This is a genomic window from Arthrobacter sp. 05T420, from assembly GCF_056396305.1.
Map to the genome: position 1 here is coordinate 110,070 of NZ_JBFTLG010000005.1, position 12,259 is coordinate 122,328.

Sequence of the window (12,259 nt, forward strand, 5' to 3'; positions counted from 1 at the left end):
AGGGCCTTGGCGGGTGCAGGTCCACCACCGGACAGCCTCGGAACGCTTGTTACCCTCCGGTAACTTACTAGGGCGTACGTTATTATTGCGGGATGGAAAGCAACAGTCTAGAGCCCCTGCCGGAGCCTCCGGCGAAACGGGGAACCCCGGTGGATGACGCCGCGGTGAGGCTAGCCGAACTGCTGATGATCAAGCCCAAATGGCGGGGATGGATCCACACCGTGACCGCCCCGATGGCTTTGGTCGCCGGGCTGGTGCTGGTGATCCTGGCCCCGCCGGACCTGAAGGTCGCCTGCGCCGTCTATGCCGTCACCGGGGTCCTGCTGTTCGGCGTCAGCGCTGTCTACCACCGCGGGAACTGGTCACCGCGCGTCAAGATCGTCCTAAAGCGGCTGGACCACACGAACATCATGCTGGTGATCGCCGGAAGCTACACGCCGCTCGCATGGGCCCTGCTGGACCGTCAGCAGGCCGAAGTGCTGCTGTGGGTGATCTGGTCCGGAGCCATCCTCGGCGTGCTGTTCCGCCTGCTGTGGACCGACGCCCCGCGGTGGCTCTACGTGCCGATCTACATCGCCCTGGGCTGCGGGTCGCTGTTCTACCTTCCGGAGTTCTTCGCCGCCAGTATTGCCTCGGCGGTGCTGATCTGCGTCGGCGGCGTCCTGTACATCACCGGGGCTGTCTTCTATGCGCTGAAGAAGCCGAACATCAGCTACGAGCACTTTGGCTTCCACGAGCTGTTCCATGCCCTGACGGTCTTCGCCTTCGCCGCGCACTACATCGCCATTGCCATCGCGGTGCTGGGCTGACCCCTCGGCTTAGCCGGGCCGTCCTGCCTGCCTGCCTGCCTGCCTGCCTGCCTGCCTGCGCAGATTCTCCCCACCTTTGAGACAGCGACGCCGCGACTCACCGGCGCTTCGGCCCGACACGCAGGGCGCCTACTTCAAAGGTGGGGAATTTGGGACGTCGGGCCCCTCGGCTTAGCCGGGCCGTCCTGCCGCGATGAGCTCGGGGAGCTGGCGCATGTCTGAAAAGACGGTGGTCCCAGGTCCGGCCAGGCGCGCCGCCGGGGTGACACCCCCGGCGTACGCGAAGGCGTGCATTCCGGCCGCCCGGGCTGCCTGGACCCCGTAGGCACTGTCCTCGACGACGGCGCACCGCCCGGGCGCGGTGTTGAGCCTTGCGGCGGCGTGGAGGAACAGGTCCGGCGCCGGTTTGCCGTTGGCGACCTCCGTGGCGCTGTAGATGCGGCCCTGGAAGCGGGGCAGCAGCCCGGTCTTGCCGAGGGTCCAGTGCATCTTTTCGTGGCTGCCGCTGGAGGCCACACAGTGCGGCAGGGACAGCCTGTCCAGGGCTTCCACGATGCCGTCGACCGCTTCGAGGTCGCGCTCAAACGCCTCCTGGTACCAGCGCCCGTAGTCCCGGTCCCAGCCGTCGGCGAGCCTGACGCCGAGGTGTTGTTCAACAGCGTCGACAAAGTGCGCCTCGGACTTTCCAACGAACCGCTCCACGATTTCGTCGAGTTCCAGTTCCCAGCCGAGTTCTGCCAGCACGCGCTGGTCCACCCGGATGGAAATCACCTCGGAATCAACCAGCACACCGTCGCAATCGAACACCACCAGCTCAAAGCCGTCCTGACCAGTCATGAGGACATGGTAGCCAGCCGCGCGCGGATCCCTTCGACCGAAGCCGTCGGCAGGTCACAGACCATGCCGCGGCACAGGAACACTTGCGGGGCACCGTCCGGGCCCGCGCCCCGGCCCCTCAGCAGCGGCACTGGCCGGGCGGCGTCGTCGTCCTGGACCGCCACCACCAGCCCGGGGCTGGCCGAGAGCAGCAGCTCCCGGTGCAGCGCTGCCCGTTCCGGCGTGTCCGGCCCGGCGACGGCGGCCTCGACCGGACCGGCGAGGGCAGCCTGGCCGGTAGCGAGCAGCCAACCGGCCGCGCGGGGTGCCCGGACCGCGAGCGGAGGCAGCAGCAGGGCGAGGATGTTCGCCGCCAGGGTCCGGTGATCGGAGGAGCCGGACAGGGCCGAGTGGGTCACCAGGGCGCTGGCCAGGGCGGCGGCGCCGCTGGGAGTGGCACTGTCGAACAGCTCCAGGCCGTCCCGGCCGCCCTGGGCGGCCGTGACCTGCACCGACTCCCCCGCCGCGTCCTTCAGGCCGCCGTCGGCTGCGAACCGGCCGCAGGCGGCGTCCAGGATGGCCTCGGCCAGCTCATACCAGCGGGTGCGACCGGTCACCGCGTAGAGCGCGAACAGCCCCTCGGCGCAGAAGGCGTAGTCCTCCAGCAAGCCGCCGATTCCGCGCGCCGCTCCGTCGTGGGAGACGCGCATGAGCCTCCCGGGGCCATCCTCCGGCCGCCAGTGCACGCGCTCAAGGTAGGCCGCGATCCGTTCCGCGGTGTCCACGAGCTCGGGACGCCCCAGCACGGCATCGGCGTCGGCGAGGGCCGCGACGGCCAGCCCGTTCCAGCCCGCCACCACCTTGGCATCCCGGCCGGGCTGGGGCCGCCTGTTGCGGGCCTGCGCCAATTGCGGGCGCACCCGCTGCCACAGCACCGCATCCCCGCCGGTTATCTCCCGGTCCGGATGCAGCGGCGAACCGTCGCCGCCCACGCTCCCGGGCGTGCGGACGTTCATGAGGTCCGCCACGGCGGCACCGTCGGCCGGGCCAAGGAGTGACTCGAGCTCCCCGGGAGTCCACAGGTAGCTGGCGCCCTCGGCGTGCACGCCTTCGACGACCGTATCGGCGTCCAGCGACGACGCCAGGGCCACGACGCCGGTGTCGGGGCCTGCCGCGGGGCCAGTATCCGGACCCGCCGCAGGTCCCGTTGCCTGATCAGGCGTCAGCCCGAGGCGTGCCAGGAGCCAGTCGGCGGTGTGTCCGGCGATCTCTGCAGCCTCCGCCGCCGAATACTCGGGCGTGCCGCCCAGCCGGACCCAGTGCGCGTAGACGCGGAGCAATTGCGCGTTGTCGTAGAGCATCTTCTCGAAATGCGGAACGGACCAGTCACGGGTCACCGAATACCGGGCGAAGCCGCCGTCGAGCTGGTCGAACAACGCCGAGCGGGACATCGCCGCGAGGGTCCGCCCGGCCATGTCACGGGCCGCGGTGGCGGTGTCCGGGGCCGCGGCCGCCTGGGGTACGGCGGCATGCCGGATCAAGAATTCAAGCACTGCCGACGGCGGGAACTTTGGTGCGCCGCCGAAACCGCCGTGCGCCTCGTCCTCGGACTCGGACAGGGCCGCAACGGCTTCGCCAAGGAGCGCGGCGTCCAGAGGCTCGGGCTGTCCGTCGAGGCGCAGGGCGGCGGCTGGCTGGGAGGCTGCGATGCCTCGCGCCAGGGTGGCTGCATTGGCCTCGAGGGCGCCGCGGCGTTCCGTCCACGCCTCGTTCACGGCCTCAAGGACCTGCCGGAAGGACGGACGGCCCGGCATGGGGCGGGGCGGGAAGTAGGTTCCGGCGTGGAAGGCCCGGCCGTCCGGCAGGAGGAAGACGGACATCGGCCAGCCGCCTTCGCCGCTGATCGCCTGCGTGGCGGCCATATAGACGGCGTCGACGTCGGGGCGCTCCTCGCGGTCTACCTTGATGGAGACGAAGTGGGCGTTCAGGTAGCCGGCGGTGTCCTGGTCCTCGAAGGATTCGTGGGCCATGACGTGGCACCAGTGGCAGGCCGCGTAGCCGATTGAGAGGAACACCGGTACGTCCCGGGCGGTCGCGGCGGCGAAGGCCGCGTCACCGAACGGCTGCCAGTGGACGGGGTTGCCGGCGTGCTGGCGCAGGTACGCAGAGGGTTCCGCTGCCAGGGCATTCGAGGCCCCGGACAGCGGGTTGGGCGAACCGCCGTCAGCGGTTTCCGGGTCCCGCATCGCCGTTGACTTCCGGCCGGGCAACCCCGCTGTCGGCGGGCAATGCCGTGCCGTCAGCGCGGAAGGCGGCGCCGTCGGCGGGGAATACGCCGCCCGGGGACTCTGCCTCCTCGGAGGCTTCTTCGGCGGCCAAACGCTCGGCCTCCACCTGGGCACGGTAGCGGACCCTGCGGATTCGCCGCACCATGTCCACGATCAACACCGCGGTCAACACCACGATGAAGGCTGTCAGCAGGAAGCCCAGCAGGCCCGGGCTGACCTGGTCCTCGGACAGGCCCGGCCGCAGCGATGGCGTGGGTGGCGGCGCCGGGGTTGTTGCCAGAGCGATGAGCATGGAATGCACGGTGAATACCTTCTGTGGAAACTGGTGTCTTTTCTACGGCGTCTTGTCTACTGCGTCATTTCTGCAGTGTCTTTTCTGCAGTGTCTTTTCTGCAGTGACTATTTCTACGCCGGATAGAAGAGCCCTTTCGTCTCTATCTTAGCCCGGCGAAGAGGTCCGTTTCGGGCAGTTCCGCCGGGATCCTGGACTCGATCAGGGAGTAGTCCTCCCACGGCCAGACCTTGCGCTGCATGGCCGCGGAGACTGCGAAGAAGAAGCCTTCCGGGTCCACCTGGGTGCGGTGGGAACGGAGCGCATCGTCGCGGGCTTCGAAGTAATCCCCGCATTCGATCTGGGTGGTGGTGGGGTGTGTCGGCGGCGGCGGGGTGTGCCCCTCGGCGTCCGCTTCCAGCCAGGCGGCCAGTCGCTGCGCATACGGCGACTGCAGGCCGGCCTCTTCCAGCGCAGAGTGGAGCGCGCGGAAGCGGTCCGGGCTGAAGGCGCGGTCGTAGTAAAGCTTGCTGGGCTCCCAGGGTCTCCCGATGCCAAGGTACCGGGCAGGATCCCCGGCGGCCGCGAAGGCCTCGACGGCCACGCGGTGCGCCATGATGTGGTCCGGGTGAGGGTAGCCGCCGTTCTCGTCATAGCTGAGAATCACGTGGGGCTTGAAGTCCCGCACCAGCCGGACCAGCGGCGCGGCTGCCCGCTCCAGCGGCTGCAGGGCGAAGCACCCGGGCGGAAGGGGCGGCAGGGGGTCGCCCTCCGGCAGGCCGGAATCGACGAAGCCGAGCCAGCGCTGCCGGATGCCGAGGACCTTCGCGGCAGCAGCCATCTCGAGCCGGCGAGCCCCTGCCATGTCGCGTTTGGGGTGCGGCAGTCCCTCCATCGCGGGGTTCTGGATGTCGCCACGGGACCCGTCGGTGCACGTGGCCACCAGGACGTCCGCACCGGACGCGGCGTACATCGCCATCGTGGCGGCACCCTTGCTGGATTCGTCGTCGGGATGAGCATGGACCGCCAGCAGGCGAAGCGGTGCTGACGGGCTGGGGGATGCTGTCATCGTGGGACGGCTCCTCTTTCTGCTGTTCTGCTCTGTTTGGGGTGCGGCTTGATCTGTCCGGCCAGCCGCCGCGGAAACATCCCGGTCCGATCCACACTAAACTGGACTGGTGAGTTCCGAGGATCAGCCCGCCGCGCCGGCACCTACCAGCCTAACCAATCGTTACGGCGGCCAAAAGCGCGCGCTGACCCGCAAGGCCAAACGCAACATCCTGATCGCCGCCCTCGCGGTGGGCATTGCCTTTCTGGCCTGGGTATCGACGTCGGCGGCCACTAACAGTGTCAGCTTCAAGGACGTCGGATACAGCACCCGCGACGCCACGCTGACGGAACTCGACTTCCAGGTCACCAAGGACCCCGCTGCGGAGGCGAAATGCGCCGTCAAGGCGATGGACTCCAAGTTCGCGATTGTGGGCTGGAAGGTTGTGGACATCGGGCCGAACGCGGCCGACGTCGGCACGGAGGGCGGCCGGACCACCGCCCACCGCACCCAATTGCGCACGGAATCCCAGGCGGTCTCCGCCGTCGTGGACAGCTGCTGGATTCCCGCGGCACGACAATAATTGGACAATAGTCACGGAACGCGGGACTCCGTGACCGATGCGGTATCGGGCCGCCTGCTGCAGGCGTCAACACGAAAGCGGGATGGGCATGAACCCCGGAAAATCGAAGGGAACCATCGGCCGGGGCGTTGCCGGCCTGTTGGTTCTGGCAGCGGCAACAGCCCTGTCAGTTTCGGGCTGCCAGCCCCGGTCCGCCACGGATAATCAGGCGCCCGCGACGGGCGCCCGCGCGGACCGCCCGGGGCATGTGTTTGTGATAAATCTCGAGAATCAAGGATTCGACGCGGCCTGGGGCGCTGACTCGGACGCGCCCTACCTCTCCGAGACGCTTCGGTCCAAGGGCGTGTTGCTTTCCAAGTACTACGCAATCGCCCACCACTCCGCTCCCAATTACATCGCGCAGATCTCGGGGCAGGCCTCCAACCCCATGACCCGGAACGATTGCGCCACATATGTCCCGTTCGTGCCAGCGGGCACCGCCCCGCTGGGGCAGGTGAAAGGCACCGGCTGCATCTATCCAGCGTCAGTACCGACCGTCGCGGGGCAACTCAGCGCGGCCGGTAAGACGTGGAAGGGCTACATGGAAGGCATGAAGACTCCATGCCGGCACCCTGAGACCGGGGCCGAGGACCTTAACCAGGACGCCGCACCGGATGATGAATACGCGACCCGGCATAATCCCTTTGTCTACTTCGCGGCGATCACGTCCTCCCCGGATTGCCAGAAGAGCGTGGTCGACTTCACTGACCTTGCCGGCGACCTTAAATCCGCAGCAACCACTCCCAACCTTTCCTACATCAGCCCCAACTTATGCAATGACGGGCATGACAGTCCGTGCGCAGACGGCAGGGAGGGAGGCCTGGTCAGCGCCGACGTCTGGTTGCAGAAACAGATACCCGCGATTCTGGACTCCCCGGCCTACAAGCAGGACGGGATGCTTGTCATTACCTTTGACGAAGCTGACGGTGCCACCAGAGGCCCCCAGGGCGTTCCCGGAGGAACAGCCGGCGGCCGCGTCGGCGCCCTGGTGCTCTCTCCGTTCGTCCGGGGCGGTACGACGTCGGACAAGACGTACAGCCACTACAGCCTTCTGGCCACGATCGAGGACATTTTCTCGCTGCCACGCCTCGCATATGCCGGCGCGCCCGGTGTCGACAGTTTTGGGCCCGACGTCTTCAACTCGCGGCCATGACCAGCCCGGCGGCCCCGGGCGACGGTGGAGGATGGTACGGATTGCCCCCTGCCCTGCACTGGTCTGCACTGGTCTTCGCCGCGGACCCGTAGCACCGACCTGTAACACGGTGTGATGCACGCCGCAGTGCTCTTTGGTTTATCCACAGCATTGACTACAATGGATCAATACCTTTCCCCCGCTGAGCTGGTTACTGCGTCATTAAAGTGGCCACCGTGGCGGGGTCTTTGCTTGTATGACCACCCAAAGGAGAAGTCCGTGTCTACCACCAACAGCGCAACTGCGGCTTGGCTTACCCAGGAAGCTTTTGACCGCCTGAAGGCAGAGCTGGACAACCTTTCCGGCCCCGGCCGGGCAGAAATCGTCCAGAAGATCGAAGCCGCCCGCCAGGAAGGCGACCTCAAGGAGAACGGCGGCTACCACGCCGCCAAGGAGGAGCAGGGCAAGATCGAGGCCCGCATCCGCCAGCTCACGGCCCTTCTGCGCGACGCCCACGTCGGCGAGGCACCGGCCGACGACGGCATCGTCGAGCCCGGCATGATCGTCGTGGCCAAGATTGCAGGCGACGAGGAAACCTTCCTCCTTGGCTCCCGCGAGATCGCCGGCGACTCGGATCTGGATGTCTTCAGCGAGAAGTCCCCCCTCGGCGCGGCCATCGTCGGCCACAAGGAGGGCGACAAGCTCAGCTACACCGCCCCGAACGGCAAGGACATCACGGTCGAAATCATGTCCGCCAAGCCGTACGCCGGCTGACGCAGCAACACGTTCCGTTCCGGAACACCTTCACGAAACAGCGACGCCGGTCTCCCCTTCGAGGGGAGGCCGGCGTCGCGTTTTTGGCCTGTTTGCCGGGACAGTCTTGTGCAGAGCCCGGCGCAGGTTCCGGCGGTTGTCAGCGCCGGGCCTTTCCGCGGTTGTCAGCGCCCGGCGGGCAGTGCCCCCGGGCGCCGGGTGCTCAGCAGAAGTGCCGCCGCGACGCCGCCGATCGCGCCGCCGAGGTGGGCCTGCCACGAGATGAAACTGGCCGCGGTGGGCAGGACGCCGAACAGGATGCCGCCGTAGGCCATGAACAGCACCACGGACAGCACGATCTGCCACCAGTTCCGGTTGATGAAGCCGCGGACCAGCAGGAACGCGAAGAGTCCGAACTCCAGGCCCGAGGCGCCCACCGTGATGCTGGCGCCGCCGATCAGCCACACCACAAGCCCTGATGCCAGCCAGCTGGCGGTCAGGGCGGTGATGAACACCCGCCGCCCGGACAGGAACACGAGGAACCCGAAGATGATCAGCGGGAGCGTGTTGGACATCAGGTGGGCCAGGCTGGAGTGCAGCAGCGGAAATGTCAGGATGTCCAGGACTCCGTCCAGGCTCCGCGGCCGTAGCCCGAAAGTTCGATTCAGGGAATGGAAGAGCGCGGTGTTGACGATCTCGATCAGATAGAGCAACACCACGAAGGAGCCGACCACCAGCAGACCGTGGCGGGCCCGTGCCGCGGTATTGTCCCCCGCTCCCGGAGGCCCTCCCTGGGACACGTCCGTCACCATGGCCCCTAGTGCACCACGATCGGCTGGAAACCCTCGGCGCGCAGCGCCGCGAGGACCTGGCTGCAGTGCTCGTGGCCCTTGGTTTCCAGGTTGACGGTGATGGAGACGTCGCCCATGCTGATGGAGCCGCCCACCCTGGTGTGGTCCAGTCCCGTGACGTTGGCGTCGTTTTCGGCGATGATGCGGGCGATGGTGGCCAACGAGCCCGGACGGTCGTCCAGCATCATCCGCACGGTCATGTACCGGCCGGCGGCGGAGAGGCCGCGCTGGATGACCTTGAGCATCAGCATGGGGTCGATGTTGCCGCCGGAGAGGACCACCGCAACGGTTCCGGGGTTTTCGATCTTGCCTTCCATGAGCGCCGCGACGCCGACGGCCCCGGCAGGTTCCACTACCATCTTGGTGCGCTCCAGCAGGAAGATCAGAGCCCTGGCCAAGGCGTCTTCGCTGACGGTGACGACGTCGTCGACCAGCTCGCGGATGATGCTGAACGGCAGCTGGCCCGGCCGGCCCACGGCGATGCCGTCCGCCATGGTGGAGACCTTCTTGAGTGGGACGAGGGCGTCAGCGGCGAGCGAGGGAGGGTATGCGGCGGCGTTCTCGGCCTGGACGCCAATGATGCGGATGTCACGGCCGAGTTCCTTGGCGCGTGCCTTCACGGCGACTGCCACGCCCGCCAGGAGGCCGCCGCCGCCGACGCCCATGAGGATGGTGTCGACGTCGGGGACCTGTTCGAGGATTTCCAGCCCCACCGTCCCCTGGCCGGCTACGACGTCGACGTCGTCGAAGGGGTGGACAAAGACGGCGCCGCTTTCGTCGGCGTAGCGCTTGGCTTCGGCCAGCGCCTCGTCCACGTTGTGGCCGTGCAGCACCACCTCGGCGCCGTGGCTGCGGGTCGCGGCCAGCTTGGGCAGTGCGACGCCGAGCGGCATGTAGATCCGGGCCTTGATGCCGAGGCTCTTGGCTGCGACAGCCACGCCCTGGGCGTGGTTTCCGGCGGAGGCCGCCACGACGCCGCGCTTCTTTTCGGCGTCGGAGAGCTTGGCCATCCGCACGTAGGCGCCGCGGACCTTGAAGGAGCCTGCGCGCTGCAGGTTTTCGCATTTGAGAAAGACCTCGCCGCCCACCGTGGCCCCGAGGGCCCGCGATGATTCCACCGGCGTCCGCGTAATAATCCCGTCGAGCAGCTTTTGCGCCTCTAGGACATCGTCCAGCGTGACGGGCAGGCTCTCAAGGGTATTCACGAACTGTTCTCCTTCTTCGGGTTAGGCGTCGGTGCCCCGTCCGGCATCGCTGCCCGGAGCACCGCTGTTGGGTGCGGCGCCCTCGCGGCCGGGGGTTCGGCCCGGCAGGTGGACGTCTGTGAAGGTGGTGTCGGCGCCGGCTTCGAGGGCAGGGCTGCCCTCTGGTCCCGCGGTTGCCAGCACTTCATCATGTTCCCACGTTCTGCCCGCAATGTAGCGAATCGACGAGTTTGCTACGGCAAGGATCGGAACGGAGAACAGAGCGCCGGGGATCCCGGCGAGGTAGGAACCCGCCGCGACGGACAGGATCACGGCCACGGGGTGGAGGGACACGGCCTTGCCCATGACGAGTGGCTGCAGGATGTGGCTTTCGAGCTGCTGGACGCCGAGCACGATCGCCAGCATGATGAGGGCGTTGACAGGCCCGTTGGCGACCAGCGCGAGCAACACGGCGATGGCACCCGTGAACAGCGCACCGACCACCGGGATGAAGGAACCGAGGAAGACCAGCACGCCCAGCGGCAGCGCGAGCGGCACGCCAATGATGGCGGCGCCGACGCCGATTCCCACGGCGTCCACGAACGCGACGAACATTTGGATGCGAACGTAACTGACCATGGAAGTCCAGCCGCGGCGGCCAGCGCCGTCCGTAGCGCGGCGCGCCTTCCGGGGCATCAGGTTGACGAGGAAGGCCCAAATCCTGTCGCCCTCGAGCAGGAAGAAGATCAGGATGAACAGCGCAAGGACCAGGCCGGCGGCGAAGTGCCCAGCCGTGCTTCCGAACGTTAGGGCACCGCTGAGGATGCTGCTGCTGTTGTTCTGCAGCGCGGCGGTGGCGTCCTCGATGTACTTGTCGATCTGTGCGGCCGTCAGGTGGAGCGGGCCTTCCGACAGCCAGGTCTGGACCTGCTGCACCCCGGTGAGCGCCTCGGCCCACAGCTCGCCGAATCCCTGCATGAGCTGGCGCCCCACCAGGGTCAGGGCACCGACGATGATGCCGATGAAGCCGAGCACGGTGATGGCGACGGCGAGCCCCTTGGGCACGCTGTTTTTGGCCATCCAGCGTACTGCGGGGCTGAGGAGCCCTGAGAGGAGGGCGGCGACCATGATGGGGATGATGAGGAAGCTGACGTGGCTGAGCAGCCACACCAGCCCCGCGAGCACGAGCAGGATCAGCCCGGCGCGCCACGCCCACGCGGCCGCGATCCGCACACCATAGGGAATATCTTGGTCGATCTCGCCGTCCGTCCGTGACCTGGCCCCGGTACGCACCCCCGTCGCGGCCGCCGAAGGGGAAGGGCTTGTGTCGGGTGCGGCGTCCTCAGCTGGCGTCATAGCCCCATGATTCCGTAGCAGCCGATGAATAGGAAACCAGCAGCCAGCAACGGCGCGGGGGCCAGCCGGTGGTGCCGGACCGCCGGCGTGTTGGTGAGCCGGGCAGCGAGGTCCGCGCGGGAGGTCAGCCTGCAGTGGCCGTCAGCGAGGCCGAGATTCCCCAGGTCATGGAGAACTGCTCCCCCGCCGCGAGCCAGCGCAGGCCCTCACCGCTGTTGAACGCGTTGGCCGGCCCGGTCATCGGCTCGATCGCGACCGCCTTTGACCGGCCCGGAAACTCGGTCGTCACGAAGACATGGACGTAGCCGCCGCCCGCGTCCTGCCACAGGCTGACGGTCCGCCCGTCGGGTGAGCTCAGCGTGTGCCGGGCAACGCCGCCGTCGAACTCCAGGTCCGTATAGGCCGAATCGAGGTCCAGGCTCCCCACCAGCCGCCCGCCGCGCAGATCGAAGTCGCCGCCGACCGGCTCGGTGCTGCGCGGGATGAGCCGGTCATCGGCCACCAGCCGGGTCCTGGCGTCCACGCTCACGGTGAGGTCCTCGCTGGGCACGTCGCCCAGCCGCAGGTACGGGTGCGCGCCAAGGACGAACGGCGCGGGGCCCTGGGAGTCATTGATAAGGGTTTGGCGCACCACGAGCCCCAGGTCCTCCGCCAGTTCATAGCGGACCCGGTGCCGGAGCAGGAACGGGTAACCGTGCTGCGGGAAGACCGCCGCTTCCAGGGTCACGGAGAACTCGTCCTCATCCATGAGTTCGTAGGAGGAGTTCCGCAGCAGCCCGTGGCTGGCGTTGTTGCGGGAGACTTCGGTGATGTCGAGCTGCAGCTTCTTGCCATTGAGGTACCAGACGCCGTCCTCCACCCGGTTGGCCCACGGCGCCAGGGTGATGCCGGTGGCGCCGGGCGGGATGTCGGCGTCGCCGTAGCTCTCCGTCAGCGCAGTTCCGCCGCGGCTGTAAAGCCGCAGCCCGGCGGCGAGTTCGGTGACGATGGCCAGGGCGTCGCCGCGCCGTAGCTCGTACTGCCGGCCGGTGGCGTACCGCCGCATGGTTTCATCGGGGCCGGCTGCCGGGGGCGTCGCTGAGAGATCCATGGTGACCACCGTACAGACCTGCCCGGCAACCCGTATACC

12 protein-coding genes are annotated in these 12,259 nt (G+C 67.8%); 4 read left to right on the top strand and 8 right to left on the bottom strand.

Features of this window, described 5'->3' with window-relative positions:
- Positions 1-92 precede the first annotated feature (92 nt).
- Positions 93-809 (top strand): PAQR family membrane homeostasis protein TrhA, encoded by a 717-nt coding sequence (gene trhA, locus AC1DEM_RS06740; RefSeq protein ID WP_476883741.1) that lies wholly within the window; start codon positions 93-95, stop codon positions 807-809.
- Positions 810-980: 171 nt separating this feature from the next.
- Here the strand turns inward: trhA and AC1DEM_RS06745 are convergent, their stop codons facing one another.
- The 4 genes from AC1DEM_RS06745 to mca all read right to left on the bottom strand — a co-directional run bounded on the left by AC1DEM_RS06745 (position 981) and on the right by mca (position 5,253).
- Positions 981-1,646 (bottom strand): HAD family hydrolase, encoded by a 666-nt coding sequence (locus AC1DEM_RS06745; RefSeq protein ID WP_476883742.1) that lies wholly within the window; start codon positions 1,644-1,646, stop codon positions 981-983.
- Positions 1,643-3,871, bottom strand: a complete 2,229-nt coding sequence (locus AC1DEM_RS06750; protein ID WP_476883743.1) for a thioredoxin domain-containing protein — start codon at positions 3,869-3,871, stop codon at positions 1,643-1,645. Before AC1DEM_RS06750 ends, AC1DEM_RS06745 begins: the two co-directional genes overlap by 4 nt.
- Positions 3,849-4,214: a hypothetical protein gene (locus AC1DEM_RS06755; protein WP_476883744.1), complete on the bottom strand. Its 366-nt coding sequence runs from the start codon at positions 4,212-4,214 to the stop codon at positions 3,849-3,851. Before AC1DEM_RS06755 ends, AC1DEM_RS06750 begins: the two co-directional genes overlap by 23 nt.
- Before the next feature lie 133 nt (positions 4,215-4,347).
- Positions 4,348-5,253 carry a mycothiol conjugate amidase Mca gene (mca, locus tag AC1DEM_RS06760; RefSeq protein ID WP_476883745.1) on the bottom strand — a complete coding sequence of 302 codons (906 nt, stop codon included), beginning with the start codon at positions 5,251-5,253 and terminating at the stop codon, positions 4,348-4,350.
- A 109-nt stretch (positions 5,254-5,362) separates the two neighbouring features.
- Here mca and AC1DEM_RS06765 point away from each other — a divergent pair, with 109 nt between their 5' ends.
- From AC1DEM_RS06765 to greA, 3 genes are all read left to right on the top strand, one after another.
- Positions 5,363-5,815 (top strand): DUF4307 domain-containing protein, encoded by a 453-nt coding sequence (locus tag AC1DEM_RS06765; RefSeq protein WP_476883746.1) that lies wholly within the window; start codon positions 5,363-5,365, stop codon positions 5,813-5,815.
- A gap of 88 nt (positions 5,816-5,903) precedes the next feature.
- A complete protein-coding gene (locus tag AC1DEM_RS06770; protein WP_476883747.1) occupies positions 5,904-7,007 on the top strand; it encodes an alkaline phosphatase family protein in 1,104 nt (367 codons plus the stop codon).
- 258 nt (positions 7,008-7,265) lie between these two features.
- Positions 7,266-7,760 (top strand): transcription elongation factor GreA, encoded by a 495-nt coding sequence (gene greA / locus AC1DEM_RS06775; protein ID WP_229992877.1) that lies wholly within the window; start codon positions 7,266-7,268, stop codon positions 7,758-7,760.
- Positions 7,761-7,924: 164 nt separating this feature from the next.
- Here the strand turns inward: greA and AC1DEM_RS06780 are convergent, their stop codons facing one another.
- From AC1DEM_RS06780 to AC1DEM_RS06795, 4 genes are all read right to left on the bottom strand, one after another.
- On the bottom strand, positions 7,925-8,551 hold the full coding sequence (locus AC1DEM_RS06780; RefSeq protein WP_476883748.1) for a rhomboid family intramembrane serine protease: 627 nt from the start codon (positions 8,549-8,551) through the stop codon (positions 7,925-7,927).
- A gap of 5 nt (positions 8,552-8,556) precedes the next feature.
- Positions 8,557-9,795 (bottom strand): threonine ammonia-lyase, encoded by a 1,239-nt coding sequence (gene ilvA / locus AC1DEM_RS06785; RefSeq protein ID WP_476883749.1) that lies wholly within the window; start codon positions 9,793-9,795, stop codon positions 8,557-8,559.
- A gap of 21 nt (positions 9,796-9,816) precedes the next feature.
- Positions 9,817-11,130, bottom strand: coding sequence for an AI-2E family transporter (locus AC1DEM_RS06790; RefSeq protein ID WP_476883750.1), 1,314 nt, complete (start codon positions 11,128-11,130; stop codon positions 9,817-9,819).
- 124 nt (positions 11,131-11,254) lie between these two features.
- Positions 11,255-12,220, bottom strand: coding sequence for an aldose 1-epimerase family protein (locus tag AC1DEM_RS06795; RefSeq protein ID WP_476883751.1), 966 nt, complete (start codon positions 12,218-12,220; stop codon positions 11,255-11,257).
- Positions 12,221-12,259: the final 39 nt, after the last annotated feature.